At 73.5% G+C, this 19,975-nt stretch carries 17 protein-coding genes; 14 read left to right on the top strand and 3 right to left on the bottom strand.

The window, feature by feature from the left end:
- Positions 1-99 precede the first annotated feature (99 nt).
- The 9 genes from pyrH to RBL05_RS05625 all read left to right on the top strand — a co-directional run bounded on the left by pyrH (position 100) and on the right by RBL05_RS05625 (position 9,136).
- Positions 100-852 (top strand): UMP kinase, encoded by a 753-nt coding sequence (pyrH, locus tag RBL05_RS05665; protein ID WP_062949160.1) that lies wholly within the window; start codon positions 100-102, stop codon positions 850-852.
- A gap of 85 nt (positions 853-937) precedes the next feature.
- Positions 938-1,504: a ribosome recycling factor gene (frr, locus tag RBL05_RS05660; protein ID WP_308740305.1), complete on the top strand. Its 567-nt coding sequence runs from the start codon at positions 938-940 to the stop codon at positions 1,502-1,504.
- Between the two features lie 45 nt (positions 1,505-1,549).
- Positions 1,550-2,449: a phosphatidate cytidylyltransferase gene (locus RBL05_RS05655; RefSeq protein WP_308740306.1), complete on the top strand. Its 900-nt coding sequence runs from the start codon at positions 1,550-1,552 to the stop codon at positions 2,447-2,449.
- On the top strand, positions 2,446-3,720 hold the full coding sequence (rlmN, locus tag RBL05_RS05650; protein ID WP_308740307.1) for a 23S rRNA (adenine(2503)-C(2))-methyltransferase RlmN: 1,275 nt from the start codon (positions 2,446-2,448) through the stop codon (positions 3,718-3,720). Before RBL05_RS05655 ends, rlmN begins: the two co-directional genes overlap by 4 nt.
- A 109-nt stretch (positions 3,721-3,829) precedes the next feature.
- Positions 3,830-4,378: a DivIVA domain-containing protein gene (locus RBL05_RS05645; RefSeq protein ID WP_010551362.1), complete on the top strand. Its 549-nt coding sequence runs from the start codon at positions 3,830-3,832 to the stop codon at positions 4,376-4,378.
- On the top strand, positions 4,375-5,577 hold the full coding sequence (gene dxr / locus RBL05_RS05640; protein WP_308740308.1) for a 1-deoxy-D-xylulose-5-phosphate reductoisomerase: 1,203 nt from the start codon (positions 4,375-4,377) through the stop codon (positions 5,575-5,577). Before RBL05_RS05645 ends, dxr begins: the two co-directional genes overlap by 4 nt.
- A 2-nt stretch (positions 5,578-5,579) precedes the next feature.
- Positions 5,580-6,923, top strand: a complete 1,344-nt coding sequence (locus tag RBL05_RS05635; protein ID WP_308740309.1) for a M50 family metallopeptidase — start codon at positions 5,580-5,582, stop codon at positions 6,921-6,923.
- Between the two features lie 196 nt (positions 6,924-7,119).
- The gene (gene ispG / locus RBL05_RS05630) at positions 7,120-8,280 is read left to right on the top strand and encodes a flavodoxin-dependent (E)-4-hydroxy-3-methylbut-2-enyl-diphosphate synthase (RefSeq protein WP_308740310.1); all 1,161 of its coding nucleotides are present in this window, start codon (positions 7,120-7,122) and stop codon (positions 8,278-8,280) included.
- 34 nt (positions 8,281-8,314) lie between these two features.
- The gene (locus RBL05_RS05625; RefSeq protein WP_318604144.1) at positions 8,315-9,136 is read left to right on the top strand and encodes a GNAT family N-acetyltransferase; all 822 of its coding nucleotides are present in this window, start codon (positions 8,315-8,317) and stop codon (positions 9,134-9,136) included.
- A 26-nt stretch (positions 9,137-9,162) separates the two neighbouring features.
- Here RBL05_RS05625 and RBL05_RS05620 read toward each other — a convergent pair whose 3' ends face one another.
- Together RBL05_RS05620 and RBL05_RS05615 are read right to left on the bottom strand one after the other, a co-directional pair.
- Positions 9,163-10,041, bottom strand: coding sequence for a class I SAM-dependent methyltransferase (locus tag RBL05_RS05620; RefSeq protein ID WP_308740312.1), 879 nt, complete (start codon positions 10,039-10,041; stop codon positions 9,163-9,165).
- A 95-nt stretch (positions 10,042-10,136) separates the two neighbouring features.
- On the bottom strand, positions 10,137-11,483 hold the full coding sequence (locus RBL05_RS05615; RefSeq protein WP_318604143.1) for a hypothetical protein: 1,347 nt from the start codon (positions 11,481-11,483) through the stop codon (positions 10,137-10,139).
- A gap of 278 nt (positions 11,484-11,761) precedes the next feature.
- On the opposite strand from RBL05_RS05615, the gene RBL05_RS05610 reads away from it, so the two are divergent.
- Positions 11,762-13,546, top strand: a complete 1,785-nt coding sequence (locus RBL05_RS05610; RefSeq protein WP_308740314.1) for a proline--tRNA ligase — start codon at positions 11,762-11,764, stop codon at positions 13,544-13,546.
- A 22-nt stretch (positions 13,547-13,568) separates the two neighbouring features.
- Here the strand turns inward: RBL05_RS05610 and RBL05_RS05605 are convergent, their stop codons facing one another.
- Positions 13,569-14,663, bottom strand: a complete 1,095-nt coding sequence (locus tag RBL05_RS05605; protein WP_308740315.1) for a DUF4439 domain-containing protein — start codon at positions 14,661-14,663, stop codon at positions 13,569-13,571.
- 127 nt (positions 14,664-14,790) lie between these two features.
- Between RBL05_RS05605 and rimP the strand changes: the two genes are divergently transcribed.
- The 4 genes from rimP (at position 14,791) to infB (ending at position 19,959) form a co-directional block, all read left to right on the top strand.
- Positions 14,791-15,432 carry a ribosome maturation factor RimP gene (gene rimP / locus RBL05_RS05600; protein ID WP_308740316.1) on the top strand — a complete coding sequence of 214 codons (642 nt, stop codon included), beginning with the start codon at positions 14,791-14,793 and terminating at the stop codon, positions 15,430-15,432.
- A gap of 1 nt (position 15,433) precedes the next feature.
- Complete coding sequence (gene nusA / locus RBL05_RS05595) at positions 15,434-16,420, top strand: transcription termination factor NusA (RefSeq protein ID WP_308740317.1); 987 nt, start codon at positions 15,434-15,436, stop codon at positions 16,418-16,420.
- 17 nt (positions 16,421-16,437) lie between these two features.
- Entirely contained in the window at positions 16,438-16,971 is a 534-nt protein-coding gene (locus tag RBL05_RS05590; RefSeq protein WP_318604142.1) for a YlxR family protein, read from the top strand.
- Between the two features lie 96 nt (positions 16,972-17,067).
- The gene (infB, locus tag RBL05_RS05585) at positions 17,068-19,959 is read left to right on the top strand and encodes a translation initiation factor IF-2 (RefSeq protein ID WP_308740318.1); all 2,892 of its coding nucleotides are present in this window, start codon (positions 17,068-17,070) and stop codon (positions 19,957-19,959) included.
- The last annotated feature ends 16 nt before the right edge of the window (positions 19,960-19,975 follow it).

The raw sequence follows: 19,975 nt of genomic DNA, 5'->3' as shown, positions 1-19,975 counted from the left end.
CGGCCACGTGAGCGTGGCCACCGCCCCGCGGCCCCGCACCATCGGTGCGGGGCCGCGCCGGTATCATCGCCGAGGACCCCGCGCGGAAGGACCCCTCCCATGACCCAGACGTTCACGTCCCCCATCCCTGTTCTGCCCAAGCGACAGGACGGGCGACGCGTCCTCCTGAAGCTCTCGGGCGAGGCCTTCGGCGGAGGCGCCGTGGGCGTCGACCCCGATGTGGTCTCCCGCATCGCAGCGGAGATCGCCGAGGGCGTGGCCCAGGGCGTCCAGTGCGCGATCGTCGTCGGCGGCGGCAACTTCTTCCGCGGCGCCGAGCTGTCCCAGCGCGGCATGGACCGCCGTCGCGCGGACTACATGGGCATGCTCGGCACGGTCATGAACTGCCTCGCCCTGCAGGACTTCCTCGAGCAGCGCGGGGTCTCCACCCGGGTCCAGACCGCGATCGAGATGGGCCAGGTCGCCGAGCCGTACATCCCGCTGCGCGCGGTGCGCCACCTGGAGAAGGGGCGCGTGGTCATCTTCGGCGCCGGCGCCGGCATGCCCTACTTCTCCACTGACACCGTCGCCGTCCAGCGCGCGCTCGAGATCGGCTGCGAGGAGGTCCTGATGGCGAAGAACGGCGTCGACGGCGTCTACGACGCCGACCCCCGCACCAACCCCGACGCCACGAAGCTCGAGCACGTCACCTACGGCGACGCGCTCCAGCGCGGCCTCAAGGTCGTGGACTCCACCGCCTTCAGCCTCTGCATGGACAACGCCCAGCAGATGATGGTCTTCGGCCTCGACACCCCGGGGAACATCACCCGGGCGATGCGCGGCGACCGGATCGGCACCGTCGTCACCAAGTGACACCGGCCCGCAGGTCGCGGCGCCCGGACGCCGCGACGTGCGGGACAATGGACCCGAACACCCTTCGACAACCGAGGAGCACCCCGTGAGCGACGACACCGCGAGCATCCTGAAGGACGCCCAGTCCAAGATGACCAAGACCGTCGAGGTGACCAAGGACGAGTTCACCGCGATCCGCACCGGCCGGGCGAGCGCCGCGATGTTCCAGGGGATCACGGTCGAGTACTACGGCGCGCCGACCCCGCTGAACCAGCTGGCCTCGCTGCAGTTCCCCGAGGCCCGCACCGTCATCGTCACCCCCTACGACAAGACGGCGATGTCCGCGACCGAGACCGCCCTGCGCGAGTCCGATCTCGGCGTGAACCCCACCAACAACGGCGACACGCTGCGCGTGGTACTTCCGGCGCTGACCGAGGAGCGCCGCCGCGACTACATCAAGCTCGCCCGCACCAAGGCCGAGGACGGCCGCATCGCGATCCGCGGCTCCCGCGGCAACGCGAAGAAGGCCATCGAGAAGCTGGTGAAGGACGGGGAGATCGGCGAGGACGAGGGCGCACGCGCCGAGAAGGACCTCGAGGCCCTGACCAAGAAGTTCATCGAGCAGGTCGACGAGGCGCTCGCCCTCAAGGAGACCGAGCTCCAGACCGTCTGAGCCGCGGAGCCACCGCCCCGCCGTGCAGACCGTGAGCGCTCCGCGATGAGCACCTCCGCGCCGGACCCCGCCGCAGCGACCGCCTCGACCTCCGTCGAGGCGGTCGCTGTCGCGCCGGAAGGCGAGCACGCCAAGCGGCGCGGCCCCGGCCGGAACCTCCCCGCCGCGATCGGCGTCGGCCTCGCGCTCGTGGCGGTGCTGGCGCTGTCCGTGCTGGTGGTGCCGCAGGCGTTCCCGGTCGTCGCGGCCATCGCGATGGTCGCCGCGGTGCTCGAGCTCACCCGGGCGCTCGCCCACGGAGGGTTCGAGGTCCCGGCTGTGCCGCTGCTGGTCGGCGTGATCGGGATGGTCGTCTCGACCGTCGTGTTCGGGGCGGAGGGGCTGATGCTCTCCACCGCCGCCGCGGTCTGCGTGCTGATCCTGTGGCGGGTCAGCGAGTCGATGGGCCTGACCGCCCTGCGCGACGTCGCCGGGGGAGTGTTCGCCCTGGCCTGGGTGCCCTTCCTCGGCTGCTTCCTGCTCCTGCTGATGCAGCGGGACCAGGGAGCGATGCTGGTGCTGCTCGCCGTGCTCGGCCCCGTCGGCAACGACGTCGGCGGCTACATCGCCGGGGTGCTCTTCGGCCGCCACCCGATGGCGCCCGGCATCAGCCCGAAGAAGAGCTGGGAGGGCTTCGCGGGCTCGCTCGTGCTCGGCACCGCGATGGTCACCCTGATCGCGGTGCTCGCGCTCGAGCTGCCCTGGTGGGTGGGAGTCGCGATCGGCGCGGTGCTGGTCGTGGTCTCCACCTGCGGGGACCTCGCCGAGTCGCTGCTGAAGCGGGACCTCGGGATCAAGGACATGGGGCACCTGCTGCCCGGCCACGGGGGCGTGCTGGACCGGGTGGACTCGATCCTCCTTGCCGCCCCCACCACCTACGTCATGCTGGAGGTACTGCTGCCATGAACGAGACCCCGCCTCGCACCCCTGCCGCAGGGACGAGCAACCCCGACCTCTCCCGCGAGGCCGTCCCCGGGCAGAAGGTCGCCCTCGCCCCCGGCCAGCTGCAGCTGCGTCCCACCCGTCGTGGGAAGCCGCCGGCGCACCTGGCCGACCTCACGCTCGAGGAGCGGATCGAGGCGGTGAAGGAGATGGGCCTGCCCGGCTTCCGCGCCAAGCAGCTCTCGGTGCACTACTTCGAGCACTTCACCACGGATCCCGAGGACCTCACCGACATCCCCAAGGACCTCCGCCAGCAGCTCGTGGACCGCTTCTTCCCGCCGCTGCTGAGCGTCGTCTCGCGCCAGAGCGCGGACCACGGCGCCACGCAGAAGTTCCTGTGGAAGCTGTTCGACGGCCCGATGGTCGAGTCCGTGCTCATGCGCTACAGCGACCGGGTCACCCTGTGCATCTCCTCGGAGGCGGGCTGCGGCATGAACTGCCCCTTCTGCGCGACCGGGCAGATGGGCCTGACCCGCAACCTCTCCACCGCCGAGATCCTCGAGCAGGTGCGGATCGCGAACCGGATGCTCGCGAGCGGCGAGCTGCCCGGCGGCCCCGGCCGCGTCTCGAACATCGTGTTCATGGGCATGGGGGAGCCGTTGGCGAACTACCGCCCCGTCGCGACCACCTGCAAGCGGCTGAACGCCCCGGCCCCGGACGGGTTCGGGATGGGCGCCCGCCACATCACCGTCTCCACCGTCGGCCTCGCCCCGGCGGTCCGCAAGCTCACCGCGGAGAAGATCCCGGTCACCCTCGCGGTCTCGCTGCACGCCCCGGACGATGCGCTGCGTGACGAGCTGGTGCCGATCAACACCCGCTTCGACGTCGACGAGATCCTCGATGCGGCCTGGGAGTACTTCGAGACCACCGGCCGACGGGTCTCCATCGAGTACGCGCTGATCCGGGACATCAACGACCAGGCCCACCGCGCCCAGCTGCTCGCCGACCGGCTGATCGCCAAGGGCGGGGCGCACTGGATCCACGTCAACCCCATCCCGCTGAACCCCGTCAAGGGCTCGAAGTGGACCGCCTCGGATCCCCTGGTCGAGAAGCGCTTCGTGGAGATCCTGCGGGACAACGGCATCTCCGCCACGATCCGCGACACCCGCGGCTCCGACATCGACGGCGCCTGCGGCCAGCTCGCCGCCGAGGTGATCGAGTCCGACGCCCATCGCGAGGACCGCGAGGCGCGCGTCGCCCGGGTCGAGGCGGTCGCCTCGTCCGTCGCCGACTGACGCCGCGACCCGGCCCCGTCCAGGACCGCCGGGCCCAGCACGCCTCCCCGACACACCCCTCCCGCGCCGCTACAGTGGGACACCGACAGCACCGAGGAAGGACCACCAGGTGAGCACATCGTTCGAGCGTGTCTCGCGCTTCAGCGTCGGATACGACATGCGCGAGGTCGACGAGTTCCTCTCCCGCGCCCGCAAGGCCTACGAGGGCCGCGACCCGTCCTTCGACGGCTCCGACATCACCGCGGCGAGCTTCGGCACCGAGCGCGGCGGCTACGACATGCGCGTGGTCGACGAGGCGCTGGACCGCCTCTCCGACGCGTTCGCGCTGCAGGCCCGCGACGACGCCATCGCCGCCCAGGGCGAGGAGGCATGGGTCGCGCAGCTCACCGAGCGCGCCGAGACGCTCAAGGAGCGGCTCGAGCGCCCCGCGGGCGACCGCTTCGCCCCGGCCGCGCAGGGCGAGCCCGCCTACGACAAGGGCGACGTCGACGCCCTGTGCGACCAGCTCGTCGCCTACTTCACCGACGGCCACCCGATGAGCGTGGACGACGTGCGCCGCGCCGCCTTCGGCCGCCGCCGCGGCCCCGAGGGCTACCGCGAGGCCGTGGTCGATGTGTACCTCGACCATGTCGCGGACGTGATGGCCTCCGTGCCGTGACCGCCGTCCCCCGGCGCCTGGTCCTGCTGGGGTCCACCGGCTCCATCGGCACGCAGGCGCTCGACGTCCTCGCCCGCTACGGGGACGTCGCGACCCTCCACGGCCTCGCCGTCGGCGGCACCCGGCCCGGCCTCGTCGCCGAGCAGGTGCTCGCGCACCGCCCCGCCGAGCTCGTCGTCTCCGATCCCGCCCGGGCCGTCGCGGTGCGCGAGGCCGTCGAGGCGGCCTGCTCCGCCGTCGGCCTCCCCGCGCCGCGGATCAGCGCGGGCGCCGAGGCGGTCGTCGAGCTCGCCGGGTCCCTCGGCGTGCAGGACGTGGTGCTCAACGCGATCACCGGCTCCGTCGGCCTGCTGCCCACCCTCGCCGCGCTCCGCTCCGGGGCCCGGCTCGCGCTGGCGAACAAGGAGTCCCTCGTCGTCGGCGGAGACCTGGTCACGGGCGCCGCCGCGCCCGGGCAGATCCTCCCCGTCGACTCCGAGCACACCGCGATCGCGCAGGCCCTGGCCGGGGTGCGCCACGACCAGATCGACCACCTCGTGGTCACCGCCTCCGGAGGGCCCTTCCGCGGCCGCACCCGCGCCGAGCTCGACGGCGTCACCCCCGAGCAGGCGCTCGCCCACCCCACCTGGTCGATGGGCCGGGTCATCACCACGAACTCCGCGACCCTGGTGAACAAGGCGCTCGAGGTGATCGAGGCCTGCTTCCAGTTCGACCTGCCGGAGGAACGCGTGCAGGTGGTCGTCCACCCCCAGTCGATCGTCCACTCGATGGTCACGCTCGTCGACGGCTCCACGATCGCCCAGGCGGGCCCGCCGGACATGCGCCACGCGATCGGCTGGGCCCTCGCCCATCCCGAGAAGCTCCCCGGACTCGCCGCCCCGCTGGACTTCTCCGCCGCGCAGTCCTGGACCTTCGAGCCCGTGGACGAGGACACCTTCGACGCGATCGCGCTGGCCCGCGCCGCGCACCGCGAGGGCGGGGGAGCGATGGCCGTGTACAACGCCGTGAACGAGGAGGCGGTCGACGCCTTCTTCGACGGGCGCCTCGACTTCCTCGGCATCACCGGGCTGATCCGGGCGGTGCTCGAGCTCCCGACGCGGCCGCGCGCGGAGCGCGCCGACGGCGTCGATGCCCTCCTCGAGCTCGAGTCCTGGGCGCGCGCCGCCGCGGCCGAGCTCCTCGCGGCCCGGGCGCGCTGAGCATGCTGCTGTTCGCGCTCGGCGTCGTCGTCATCGCCGCGGGGCTCGCCCTCTCGATCGCGCTGCACGAGATCGGGCACCTGGTCCCCGCGAAGCTGTTCGGGGTCCGTGTCACCCAGTACATGATCGGCTTCGGGCCGACGGTCCTCTCCCGCACCCGCGGCGAGACCGAGTACGGGCTGAAGGCCATCCCGCTGGGCGGCTACATCCGGATGATCGGCATGTACCCGCCGCACAAGGGCGAGCCCGAGGGCACGATTCGCGAGGACTCCACCGGCCTGCTCCAGCAGATGACGGAGATGTCCGAGGACGCGAAGGCGTACGAGTCCGCCCAGTACGGGCCCGAGGACGCGCACCGCACCTTCGTGGCGCTGTCGGTGCCGAAGAAGCTCGTGGTCATGCTCGGCGGGCCCACCATGAACCTGCTCATCTCCGTGCTGCTGATGGTGGTGCTGGTCAGCGGGATCGGCCTGCCCTCGGTGACGCCGACGGTGCAGAGCGTCTCCGAGTGCGTGGTCCCGGCCGACGCGCCGGCGGACGTCTCCTGCGAGGGACAGCCCCCGGCCCCCGCGCTCGAGGCCGGGATCCGTCCCGGCGACGTGCTGCGCGAGATCGACGGCGCCCCGATCCAGCGCTGGGAGGACGTCACCGAGGCCGTCCGCGCCGCGGACGACCGCACGATCGAGGTCGTCGTCGAGCGTGACGGGCGGGAGATCCCGCTCGAGGCGACGCTCGTGATCGACGCCCGCCCCGTCCTGGACGAGGACGGCGCCGCGGTGCGCGACGCCGACGGGAGCCTGGTCACCGAGGAGGTCGGGTTCCTCGGCGTGGCCGGCACCCCCGACCTCGTCCCGCAGTCCCCGGCCGAGGTACCTGCGATGGCGTGGGACGCCTTCGTGCGCACCGGGCAGATCGTGGTGACCCTCCCGGTGCGGCTGTACGAGGTGGCGCAGGCCGCCTTCGGCAGCGCCGAGCGCGACCCGGACGGGCCGCTCGGCGTCGTCGGTGTCTCGCGGCTGGCCGGCGAGGTCGCCTCCGCCGACGAGCCCGGCTTCGAGCTGCGCGAGAAGGTCGGGACGATGATCTCGATGCTCGCCTCGCTGAACATGGCGCTGTTCGTGTTCAACCTCGTCCCGCTGCTGCCGCTGGACGGCGGGCATGTCGCCGGGGCGCTGCTCGAGGGGTTCCGACGCCGGATCGCACGGCTGCGGGGACGCCCGGATCCCGGGCCCGTGGACATGTCGCGGATGCTCCCGCTGACCAATGCGGTCGCGCTCGTGTTCATCGTGATGACGCTGCTGCTGCTCTACGCCGACATCGTCAAGCCGATCGCGCTGTTCCCCTGACCCGCCGCGCGCCCGGTGCTCCGGCGCCGGCCCGACAGGCGCCGCTCCGACAGGCGCCGGCTCGATCGACGACGGCCCGGCCCCGGCGCGCACCGGACCCCGCGGGGCTGTGCCCCGGGCCACGTCGTGCGTGCAGGAGCGGTGGAGGTGTCGCACCTCGCCTCGCCGGAGCCCGTCGGCGGTCCATAATGGAGGGGTGACTTCCGTGAGCCTCGGCATCCCCTCCGTCAAGACGCCCCCGCCGGTCCTCGCCCCCCGGCGGACGACCCGCAAGGTGAAGCTGGGCGACCTGTACGTCGGCGGCGACGCGCCGATCACCGTGCAGTCGATGACCACCACTCCGACGCACGACGTCAACGCGACCCTCCAGCAGATCGCGGAGCTGACCGCGGCCGGCTGCGACATCGTGCGCGTGGCCTGCCCGCGCCAGGAGGACGCCGACGCGCTCGTCGCGATCGCCGCGAAGTCCCCGATCCCGGTGATCGCCGACATCCACTTCCAGCCCAAGTACGTCTTCGCCGCGATCGAGGCGGGCTGCGCGGGCGTCCGTGTCAACCCGGGCAACATCCGCCGCTTCGACGACCAGGTGAAGGACATCGCCAAGGCCGCGAAGGACCACGGCACCGCGCTGCGCATCGGCGTGAACGCCGGCTCGATCGACAAGCGCATGATGACCGGCGACCGCGTCACCCCCGAGGCCCTCGTCGCCTCCGCGAAGTGGGAGGCGTCCCTCTTCGAGGAGCACGACTTCCACGACTTCGGCATCTCGGTCAAGCACAACGACCCCGTGATCATGGTCGAGGCCTACCGCCAGCTCGCCGCGGAGGGCGACTGGCCGCTGCACCTCGGCGTCACCGAGGCGGGCCCCGCCTTCCAGGGCACCATCAAGTCCTCTGTCGCCTTCGGCATCCTGCTCGGCGAGGGCATCGGCGACACCATCCGCGTCTCCCTCTCCGCCCCGCCGGTGGAGGAGGTCAAGGTCGGCAACCAGATCCTGCAGTCGCTGAACCTGAAGCCGCGCAAGCTCGACATCGTCTCCTGCCCCTCCTGCGGCCGCGCCCAGGTCGACGTCTACACCCTCGCCGACAAGGTCACCGAGGGGCTCAAGCACCTCGAGGTCCCGCTGCGCGTCGCCGTCATGGGCTGCGTCGTCAACGGCCCCGGCGAGGCGCGCGAGGCCGATCTCGGCGTCGCCTCCGGCAACGGCAAGGGCCAGATCTTCGTCAAGGGCGAGGTCATCAAGACCGTCCAGGAGGAGGACATCGTGGAGACCCTGCTCGCCGAGGCGAACCGCATCGCCGCCGAGATGGGCGAGGACGTCCCGGCCGGCGGTGCCCCCTCCGTCTCCGTGGGCTGAGGCCGTGTTCCGGCGGGGCGGGCGCCTGCGCGCAGTGCGCCCCGGCACGGTGGACGCGGCGCTGGAACTCGTCCTGCGGGACCCGGTCACCAACGCGCTCGGCGGGGCCCGGCTGCGGGAGACCGCACGCTCCGCCTCCCTCGCCCAGGAGTTCTCCCTGGTGGGCGATGACCGCCTGCCCGAGGGCGTGCTGTGGCACGGGGTGAACCTCTCGCCGCTGTCCTCGACGCCGCGCGCGCTCGACGAGTTCGGGGCGCACCTGGCGGGCAGGCCGCGCCGGGCCAGCTCGGTGGTGGGGGAGCGTGCCGCGATCGAACGGCTGTGGGAGACCCTCGGCCGCTCCTGGGACCGTGAGGTGCGCGAGCATCGCTGGAGCCAGCCGCTGCTGCTCGCGGACCCGCCGGCACTGATGCCCTCGCTGCCCGGCGCGGGACTGCGGGCCGCCGAGCCGCAGGACGCGGCGGCCGTGTTCCCGGCCGCGGTGGCGATGTTCCGCGAGGAGGTCGGGATCGATCCGCTGCTCGGCGACGGCGGCCGCTCGTACCGCCACCGGGTCGGGGAGCTGATACGGCAGCGCCGCACCTATGCGGTGATCGAGGAGGGCGAGGTGCTGTTCAAGGCCGATGTCGGCGCGCTCTTCGGCCCCGTCGCCCAGATCCACGGCGTGTGGGTGCGCCCGGACCGTCGCGGCCACGGGCTGGGCCGCACCGCGATGGCCGAGCTCGTCGCCCAGGTGCGCCGCGACCACGCCCCGCAGGTCTCCCTCTACGTCAACCACTTCAACGAGCCGGCCCGTCGCGCCTACGCCGCCTCCGGCTTCCGTCAGGTCGGGGAGCTCTCCACGCTGCTGTTCTGAGCCGACGGACTCTGTGTCCCGTCGGCTCAGGCGGGACGGTGGGCGGTGAGCACGTACTGCAGCGCGAGCCGGTCCGGGTCCTCCCGCAGCCGGTAGCGGTCGCCCTCGCGCACCATCAGATCAGGCCACGGGCACCAGGCCGCGTACGGGACCTCCTCGAAGGAGTCCAGCACCAGCCCGGCCTGCAGCAGCGCGGTGAGGATCTCCCCGATCGAGTGGTTCCACTCATGGCTGACGGTGTGGGTCATGCGGGGCGTGCCCTCGGGGACCGGGACGTAGCTGCCCTCCTGGTCCCAGGTCATCGGCTGCTGCCGCTGGAAGTAGGGCTGCTCGATCCTCAGCCCGTCGGAGACGTCGTCGCCCACGGCCATGAACATCGGGTGGTCGTCGCGGATCAGGAAGCGTCCGCCCGGGCGCAGCAGCGAGGCGACGACCCGTGCCCACGCCGCGACGTCGGGCAGCCAGCACAGCACCCCGATCGAGGTGTACACGAGGTCGAAGTCGCCCGTCACCGCCTCCCGGGCGTCGTACACGTTCGCCTCGACGAACTCGATCCCGGCCCCGGCGCGGTCCGCGATCTCCCGGGCACGGGAGAGGGAGCCGGGGGAGAGGTCCACGCCGACGGTCCGGCGAGCCCCGAGCCGGGAGAGGCTCACCGTGTCCGTGCCGAGGTGGCACTGGAGATGGACGACGTCGAGGCCGGTGAGGTCCCCGAGCCGTCCGCGGTCCTGGGCGACCTCGGGGCTGATCAGCGAGGGGTCGGCCACGAGCTCCTCGATGCCGTAGCCGGAGGCGACGTGCAGCGCGGCACGGTCGTCCCAGTTCGTGCGGTTGTCCTCGAAGAGGCGCTGTCGTGCCGGTGCGTCGTCGGCGCCGGTGCGGTGGGGCGTGCCGGTGGTGTCCATGCCGGGCACGCTAGGGCACGCCCTGGCCGTGGTGCCAGCGAGTTATCGCGCCGCCGTGGTGCGCGGTGCGGGGAGCGAGCGCGTCGGTGCGCTGCTCAGGCGGCGAGCGCGTCGAGGGCCAGCAGCGTGTTCGCGGCGGTCCAGGCCAGCGGCGCGACCTGGGCCGGGCGGCCGTCGTGCAGCACCTTCTCGGGCAGGGAGCCCTGCTCGGTGCGGTGCGCGGCGAGCCAGGAGAGGATCTCGCGGGCGGTCCGGTGCTCCCCGGCGCGGGCGAGGCCCAGGCCCAGCAGGCTGGTCGACGGGGTCCAGCTGATCCCGTCCTGCTTCCAGGCCGCGCCCGGCGCGATGCCGCCGGCGGGCCGGGACAGCTCGCTCCGCAGCTCCCCCAGGCGTGCCGGATCGATCATGTCGTGCAGGCCCGTCGCGTCGAACAGGGCGAGTGCGGAGTCGGCGCCGCCGCCGTCGCGATAGCGCTGCCAGCCGCCGCGCCCGAAGGTCCCCTCGAGCAGGTGCGCGAAGACCTGCGCGGACTCCTCCGCGCCGGTGGAGCCGGTGAGCTCCGCCCCGGCGCGCAGCCCGGCGAGGGTCGCTCCCGCGCCCCACAGGGTCGCGGCGCCCTCGCGCACCTCCCAGTAGTCGGGGGAGGCGGGCGGCAGCGCGGTCCCGCCCGAGGTGGCGTGGTGCAGGGCCGCGAGCGACGTCGTCACCAGCGGTGCGAGCCGGTCGGCGACGGCCCCGCCTCCGGCGCCCGCGGCGGCGACCGCCTCGGCGCCCGCCCACAGCAGCAGCCCAGTCCCGTCGAACTGCGCGGCGCGGCGATCGGGGGCGCGGTCGGTGCCGGGCACGTAGCGCGCCTCGAACCAGCCGTCGGCCTGCTGGAGGTCCTGGAGATGGGCGAGCACGTCGGCGGCGCGATCGGCCGCGCCGATCCGGGCCAGGGCGACGGCGCAGAACGCCACATCGCGCGGCCACACGTACCGCCAGTTCGCGGTCCAGCCGGCGACGGGGGCGGGCAGGTCGTCGTCGAGCACCCAGAGGTCCGCGAGCGCGGTGTCCGCGAGGTCGACGAGCAGATCGGCGTCCCCGGCGGCGCTGCTCGTCCCCGCGGCGGAGATCTCGGCCCCGGCGTCGGAGTTGCCGACCCCCGAGGGGGCGTCGCCGCCCTCCGCCAGCCGTGCGCGCAGCCGTTCGCGCCAGGCCGCGGTCCGTGCGGCGAACCCCGCGGCGCGGTCCCGGGCGGGGGAGTGCTCCGGCAGCGCGGCGGCGAGGCGGGTGCCGGGGCTCAGGGCGAGGTCGGGGGCGCGACCGCCGACGAGCACCCGCTCGCCGTCGGCGCCGATGGCGACGGTCCCGGCGTGCAGCGGGATCTCGGTGCGCGGGTCGACGGCGCTCCAGGTGGAGCGCCCTGCCGCGACCGCGCCGGTGCCGAGCGCCCCGAGCACGCCGAGACCGGCGACGGCGCCCGCGCCGCGCAGGAGCCGCCGTCGGCTCGGGGACCGGCGCCCGCCGGTCCTCCTCGCGTCTCGCGCGCCGCTCCCGCCGGGGCGGGGGCCCGCCGCTGTCGTCGCTGCATCCCGTCAGCGTACCGACGGGCCGCCGCAGCGCCGCATGCACGTCCGCAGGGTCACTCCTCGCCCCGCCGGGACCGCTCCGACCAGTAGCATGGCCCCGCGCAGCCCATCGCCGGCTCGCGCCCCCTCGCATCCCGAAAGGCCGCCCCATGCTCCGTCTGTCCACGCTGTTCGTCCGCACCCTGCGGGAGGACCCGTCCGACGCCGAGGTCGCCAGCCACAGGCTGCTGGTGCGCGCGGGCTACATCCGCCGCTCCGCCGCCGGGGTGTACACGTGGCTGCCGCTGGGCCTGAAGGTGCTGCGGAAGGTCGAGCAGATCGTGCGCGAGGAGCAGGACGCGATCGGCGGCCAGGAGGTGCTCTTCTCCGCGCTCCAGCCGCGCGAGCCCTATGAGGCGACCGGCCGCTGGGAGGAGTACGGGCCCACGCTGTTCCGGCTCCAGGACCGTCGCGAGGACGACTACCTCCTCGCCCCCACGCACGAGGAGGTGTTCACCCTGACGGTGAAGGACCTGTACTCCTCGTACAAGGACCTCCCGGCGATGCTGTACCAGATCCAGACCAAGTTCCGCGATGAGGCGCGTCCCCGCGCGGGCCTGCTGCGCACCCGCGAGTTCATCATGAAGGACGCCTACTCCTTCGACGTGGACGACGCAGGGCTCGACGCCTCCTACGACAAGCAGCGCCTGGCCTACCAGCGCACCTTCGAGCGCCTCGGCCTGCCCACCGTGATCTGCCAGGCCGACGCCGGCGCGATGGGCGGCTCCCGCTCCGAGGAGTTCCTCCATCCCACGGAGGTCGGCGAGGACACCTTCGTCGTCTCCGACGGCGGCTACGCCGCGAACGTCGAGGCCGTCACCACCCTGCCCCCGGAGGTGCTGGACGAGGCGGCGATCGCGGCCCTGCCCGCGATGCACCTGGAGGACACCCCCGGCGCGAGCACCATCGCGAAGCTCACCGACCTCTCGAACGAGGCCTTCCCCGGGAAGGGCCGCGTCGCCGAGGACGGGCAGTGGACCCGCTACGAGATGCTCAAGCACCTCGTCTACCTCCTCACCCACCCCGACGGCACCACCGAGCCGCTGGTCATCGCGCTGCCCGGAGACCGCGAGGTCGACCCCAAGCGTCTCGAGGCCGCCGTCGCCCCCGCGATCGCGACCGCCTTCACCGACGAGGACTTCGCCGCGCATCCCGTGCTGAAGAAGGGCTACATCGGCCCCGAGGGCCTGGGCCTGGAGGCGCCGTCCGGCATCCGCTATCTCGTGGACCCCCGCGTCGTGCCCGGCACCGCCTGGGTCGCCGGCGCCGGCGAGAAGGACAAGCACGCCTACGACCTCGTCTACGGCCGCGACTTCACCGCCGACGGCACCATCGAGGCGGCCGAGGTGCGCGACGGCGACCCCGCGCCCGACGGCTCGGGCCCGCTGCGCCTGACCCGCGGCATGGAGATGGGGCACATCTTCCAGCTCGGCCGGAAGTACGCCGAGGCGCTGGGGCTGAAGGTCCTCGACGAGAACGGCAAGTCCGTGGTCGTGACCATGGGCTCCTACGGCATCGGCGTCACCCGCGCGGTCGCCGCGGTCGCCGAGCTGCACCACGACGAGAAGGGTCTGGTCTGGCCGCGGCAGCTCGCCCCGGCCGACGTGCACATCGTCGCCACCGGCAAGGACGCGGCCGTCTTCGAGGAGGCCGAGCGGGTCGCCGCGGAGCTCGAGGCGCGCGGCCTCGAGGTCCTCTACGACGACCGGCCGAAGGTCTCCCCGGGCGTGAAGTTCAAGGACGCCGAGCTGCTGGGCGTGCCCACCTCCGTGGTGATCGGCCGTGGCCTGGCCGAGGGCACCGTCGAGGTGCGCGACCGGGCGAGCGGCACGATCCGCGAGGTCTCCCCGGCGGAGGTCGTGGGCGCCGTCCTCGCCGAGGTGCGCGGGGCCTGACCGTGTCTGTCCGCGGCGGCGCTCAGCCGTCCGCGGGCGGCGGGTCCTCGGCGACCAGGCCCGGCAGCGGGTCCATCCGGTCGACCCGTCCGGCCAGCAGCTCCGCCTCGGCCAGAGCCGCCGCGATGGACAGCGGCCGCCGCTCGAAGGGCGCTGCGCCCGTGAGCGCGAGATGGTCCAGCAGGAGCCCCTGGGAGAGTGTCGTCGGGAGCGTGCCGGCGGCAGCCTCGTCGAGCTGACCGCCGGGCAGCGCGTAGACCGCCTGGCGGACCACCACGGGTGCGCCGTCCTCCTCGGCGACGGCGGCGAGCTGCTCGGCACGGGTGCGGTGCAGCTCGGTCCGCGCCAGGTGCGCCTCCCGCTCCTCGCCCTCCGAGCGCGCGGCGAGCACCTCGTGGACGTAGCCCGCGTACCACTCCTCCTGCTGGGCCCGCTCGATCGCGCTGCGGTAGTCCTCCTCCGCCCCGATCGAGGGCGGATCCGTGGCGGGCACGTCCCGGCGCGGCACGAGGTCCTCGGCCGACGGGGAGGCGGGCACCGATCCTGTCCCCGACGAGGTGCGCAGGCGCAGCGCGATCCAGGCCGAGTGCGCGGCGAGCGCGGAGGTCGCACGTGCGAGGGAGCCGGAGACCTGGCGGGAGGCGTCGGACGCGAGGTCCCGCAGCTCGACCAGGACGGCGAGCAGCGCAGGGAGGTCGTCGGGGACGTCCGTCGGGTCGGGCGCCGTGGTCGCCTCCGGAGCGGGGTCCTCGGACGCCTCGACCTCCTGCTCCTGCTCCGCCCCGGTGAGCAGGGCGCGACGCTGCACGGGCAGCGCCGCGACGAGGACGGTGAGGTCCGCGGCCAGTGCCGGGTCCCCGCCGGTCGAGGTGCTTGTGAGCGCCTCGGCCCCCGCGATCGATCGCTCGAGCAGGGCCAGCAGTTCCCGGCGGTAGAGGTCGTCGATGCCCGGCGGGGGAGGGGTGTACTCCTCGGGGCCGCCCAGGGCGATCCGTCCGCAGCCGCCGAGCGTCCCCGCGCCGAGCGCTCCCGCCGCGAGGGCGAGGACGGAGGTGCGCAGCAGGCGCCGCCGGCCGAGCAGGGCCGGGGGATCGGAGGAGCGGAGGGAGTCGGGCACGGGAGGATTCTCGCATCCGCGCGCCCCGTGACAGCGCGGACGCCGCGTGGACACTATCCTGGTGCCGACGCTCCGGGGCACGTCCCGGGCGGCGAAGTCACCCATATGAGCAGGAGGCGACCAGTCCATGAGCGCACTCGAGGACCAGACCGACCTGCGGGAGGCCGCCGCCGCCGTGCTGGACGCCCACGGGCTCGTGCTCGAGGAGGTCGAGCTGGGGCGCGAGGGCGGGATGCCGCGCCTGCGCCTGGTCGTGGACCTGCCCGAGGACGAGCTCGGCAGCGCCGACCTCGACACCGTCGCCGAGGCGTCCCGCGAGCTGTCGGCGCGGATCGACGCCGACGACGCCCTGCTGGGCCCGGAGCCGGTGCTGCTGGAGCTCACCACCCCGGGCGTCGAGCGCGCCCTCACCGCGCCCCGCCACTTCCGCCGCAGCCGCGGCCGCCTCCTCGCCCTGCGCACCGCCGCCGGGACCGAGCACCGTGCCCGGCTGCTCGCCGTCGACGGCGAGACCCTGCACCTGCGCCAGGAGCCCGGCCGGGACGACCGCGGCCGGCCCCGGAAGCTCCCCGCCGGCACCGCCGAGCGCCTCGAGCTGCGGATCGACGAGCTCGACGCGGCACGGGTCGAGGTCGAGTTCGACCCGCCGGACGACCTCGAGCAGCTGCTGGCCGACGCCGCCGCCGACCTCCCCGGGACCGGCCCCGCCGACCCGGACACCACGACCGCCGAGACCACCGCGGGGACCACCGCGACGAAGGAGAGCTGAGATGGACATCGACATGGGTGCCCTGCGGGCCCTCGAGCGCGAGCGCGAGATCAGCCTGCCCGTGCTGCTGGACGCGATCCGCTCGGCGCTGCACGCCGCCTACCTGCACACGGACCATCCGGTCCGCGACTCCGAGGTGCTGATCGACGAGCACACCGGCGAGGTCGCCGTCATCGCCCGTGAGCGCGACGCCGACGGCGTGGTCCTCGAGGAGTGGGACGACACCCCGGAGAACTTCGGCCGCGTCGCCGCGAGCACCGCGCGCCAGGTCATCTTCCAGCGCATCCGCGACCTCGAGGACGACGCGGTGCTGGGCACCTACGCCGACCGCGAGGACGACATCGTCTCGGGCATCATCCAGCAGGGCCGGGACCCGCGCATGGTGCTGGTCGACCTCGGCGAGGTCGAGGCTGTCCTGCCCCCGCACGAGAGGGTGCCGGGGGAGGACTACTCGCACGGCCGACGGCTGCGCGCCTACGTCACCGAGGCCCGCCGCGGCCCGAAGGGCCCGCAGATCATGCTCTCCCGCTCGCACCCGAACTTCGTGCGCCGGCTGTTCGCGCTCGAGGTGCCCGAGGTCGCCGACGGCACCGTCGAGATCGCCGGGCTCGCCCGCGAGGCCGGCCACCGCACCAAGATGGCGGTGCGCGCCACGGTCCCGGGCGTGAACGCGAAGGGTGCCTGCATCGGCCCGATGGGCGCGCGCGTCCGCTCCGTGATGAACGAGCTCGGCGGCGAGAAGATCGACATCGTCGACTTCGACGAGGACCCCGCGGCGTACGTCGCCGGCGCCCTCTCCCCGTCGAAGGTCTCCTCCGTCACCGTGATCGACGAGGTGGGCCGGGCCGTGCGCGCCGTGGTCCCCGAGAACCAGCTCTCCCTGGCGATCGGCAAGGACGGGCAGAACGCCCGCCTGGCCGCGAAGCTCACGGGCTGGAAGATCGACATCCGCCCCGAGGGCGGGGGCGAGGTGCCGGCCGAGGGCTGAGCTCCGCGCGGCCCGGCGTGCGCCGCCGATCCCCGGGGCACGGGCCACGGGCCCAGGGGTCCGCACCCGGGGGCCCGCACCGCGGGGCCCGCGGGACGCCGAGGTGTGTCGCACGCCTCCCCGCTGCGGCCCGGGACGCACCCGTCCGCTACACTGGGGAGGCTGTTCGCCCAGTGGAGACCGCGATCGACCCCCGTCGACCGCCCTCCCGTCCGGGCGGAGGCGCTCGGAACGGAGGAGGTCGCGTCATCGCACGCTCCACCGCACACCGCCCCGAGCGCACATGCGTCGGCTGCCGCCAGGCGGCTCCGCGCGAGCAGCTGGTGCGACTGGTCCGGGAGCCCGCTCCCGACGGCGTCGTCCCACGTGTCCGCGTCGATCCCACGGGATCGGCGCCCGGCCGCGGGGCATGGCTCCACCCCGACGCATCATGTCTCGACCTCGCCCTGCGGCGAGGCGGCCCGGCCCGGTCCTTCCGCGGCAGGGTCGACACCGGGCTCCTCGCCCGGGACCTCGAGGCCTTCGAACCCACCCGCACGTGGAACAGGTAGAAGCACCCATGGACATCCGATGAGTACTCACTCATGAGCACCCTCAGGAACTAATGGTCCGAGCCCTCTTGTCGGCCGGACCGAGACAGGAGAAAAGTGGCTAAGGTCCGCGTCCACGAGCTCGCCAAGGAGCTCGGACAGCCCAGCAAGGTCGTCCTGCAGAAGCTGCAGGACATGGGCGAGTTCGTCCGATCCGCCTCCTCGACCATCGAGGCACCCGTCGCCCGTCGTCTGCGCCAGGAGTTCCCGGCGTCCGACGGCGCCCCCAAGAAGACCTCCGGCGCCCCCACGCCGGGCTCCGCGCCGAAGCCCGGTGCGAAGCCGGCCGCGAAGAAGCCCGCCGCCGAGGCCCCTGCCGCGCAGAAGCCCGGCACCCAGAACGCGCCGCAGAAGCCCGGCCCCGCCGCCCCGACGCCGAAGGCCGCGTCTCCGGCCGAGCCCGCGGCGGAGAAGCCTGCCGCGGAGAAGCCCGCGTCGGAGGCTCCGCGTTCGTCCGCCAAGCCCGGCGCCCCGAGCCCCAAGCCCGGTGCCCCGGCGCCGAAGCCCGGCGGCGAGAAGTCGTCCGCGCCCAAGCCCGGGAACGAGCGCCCCGCGCCGCGCCCCGGTGCCGCGCGCCCCGGCAACAATCCCTTCGCCAGCTCGCAGGGCATGCCCCGTCCCGGCCGCAAGCCCGGCCAGGGCGGCGGTCAGGGCGGCCCTCGTCAGGGCGGTCCCCGTCCCGGCAACAATCCCTTCGCCACCTCGCAGGGCATGCCTCGTCCGGGCCAGCGTCCGCCGCGCCCCGGGCAGGGTGCCGGCGCCGGTGCCGAGCAGGGCGGTCGCACTCCCCGTGAGGGTGCTCCCCGTCCCAGTGGCGCGCCGCGTCCGGGCGGTGCCCGCCCCGGCATGCCCACCCCGGGCATCATGCGCCAGCACTCCCACGGCGGCCTCGCCGACGCCAACCAGGGCGGCGGCCGCGGTCGCGGCGGCGGCCCCGGCGGTCGTCCCGGCGGTGGCGGCGGCACGGGCGGTCGTCCCGGCGGTGGCCCCGGCCCCCGCGGTCGCGGCGGTCGCGGCGCGACGCAGGGCGCCTTCGGTCGCGGCGGCAAGCCGGCCCGCTCCCGCAAGTCGAAGCGCGCGAAGCGCCAGGAATGGGAGCAGCAGCAGGCTCCCGCACCGGGCGGCGTCTCGCTGCCCCGCGGCAACGGCGAGACCATCCGCATGCGTCGCGGCGCCTCGCTGTCCGATTTCGCCGATCGCATCGACGTCAACCCCGCGTCGCTGATCACGGTGCTCTTCGCGATGGGAGAGATGGCCACGGCCACCCAGTCGCTGGACGAGGACACCTTCGAGCTGCTCGGCAACGAGCTCGGCTACAAGATCGAGATCGTCTCCCCCGAGGACGAGGAGCGCGAGCTGCTCGAGCAGTTCGACATCGATCTCGACGCGGAGCTCGCCGAGGAGGACGAGGCGGACCGCGTGCCGCGGCCCCCGGTCGTCACCGTCATGGGTCACGTCGACCACGGCAAGACCCGCCTGCTGGACACCATCCGCAAGGCGAAGGTCGGTGCGGGCGAGGCCGGCGGCATCACCCAGCACATCGGTGCGTACCAGGTCGACGTCGAGCACGAGGGCGCCCAGCGTCAGCTCACCTTCATCGACACCCCGGGCCACGAGGCGTTCACCGCCATGCGTGCCCGTGGTGCGGACGTCACCGACATCGCGATCCTCGTGGTCGCGGCGGACGACGGCGTGATGCCCCAGACGATCGAGGCGCTGAACCACGCCCAGGCGGCGAACGTGCCGATCGTGGTCGCGGTCAACAAGATCGACAAGCCCGAGGCGAACCCGGAGAAGATCCGGCAGCAGCTCACCGAGTACAACCTGATCGCGGAGGAGTACGGCGGCGAGACGATGTTCGTCGACGTCTCCGCCCGCGAGAACCTGCACATCGACGACCTGCTGGAGGCGGTGCTGCTCACCGCGGACGCCGCCCTCGAGCTCTCGGCGAACCCCGACAAGGACGCGCGCGGCGTGGCCATCGAGGCGAACCTGGACAAGGGACGCGGCCCGGTCGCCACCGTGCTGGTCCAGCAGGGCACCCTGCGGGTCGGCGACGCGATCGTGTGCGGCATCGGCCACGGCCGAGTGCGCGCCATGCTCGACGAGAACGGCGAGAACGTCACCGAGGCGGGTCCGTCCCGCCCGGTGCAGGTCCTCGGCCTCACCTCGGTGCCCGGCGCCGGTGACTCCTTCCTGGTCGCCCAGGACGAGCGCACCGCCCGTCAGATCGCCGAGAAGCGGGAGGCCGCCAAGCGCGCCGCCTCGCTCTCCAAGGCCCGCAAGCGCATCTCGCTCGAGGACCTCAACAAGCACGTCGCCGACGGCAAGATCGAGACCCTCAACCTCATCCTCAAGGGCGACGCGGCCGGTGCCGTCGAGGCCCTGGAGGAGTCGCTGCTGGGCATCGATGTCGGCGAGGGCGTGGACCTGCGGATCATCGACCGCGGCGTCGGCGCGATCACGATGAACAACATCAACCTCGCCGTCGCCTCGGACGCGGTCATCATCGGCTACAACGTCCGGGCCGAGGGCCTGAACGCGGAGTACGCCGACCGCGAGGGTGTGGAGATCAAGTACTACTCGGTCATCTACAACGCCATCGACGAGGTCGAGCAGGCCCTCAAGGGCATGCTCAAGCCGGAGTACGAGGAGGTCGAGCTCGGCTCGGCGGAGATCCGCGAGATCTTCCGCTCCTCCAAGTTCGGCAACATCGCCGGCTCGATCGTGCGCAGCGGCCTCATCAGGCGCGGCGCCAGGGCGCGCATCACCCGCGGCGGCAAGGTCATCGCGGAGAACATCGAGATCGCCGGTCTGCGACGCTTCAAGGACGATGTCACCGAGGTCCGCGAGGGCTACGAGTGCGGTATCAACCTGGGGTCCTTCAACGACCTCCAGCTCGAGGACCTCATCACCACCTACGAGATGCAGGAGAAGCCCCGCAGCTGATCCTGCGACGACCGGG

It is taken from the genome of Brachybacterium sp. GU-2 (genome assembly GCF_030866705.2).
Lineage (GTDB): Bacteria > Actinomycetota > Actinomycetes > Actinomycetales > Dermabacteraceae > Brachybacterium > Brachybacterium conglomeratum.
Note: the sequence above shows the minus strand (reverse complement) of the source record. Positions and strands in the feature narration are given on the sequence as shown.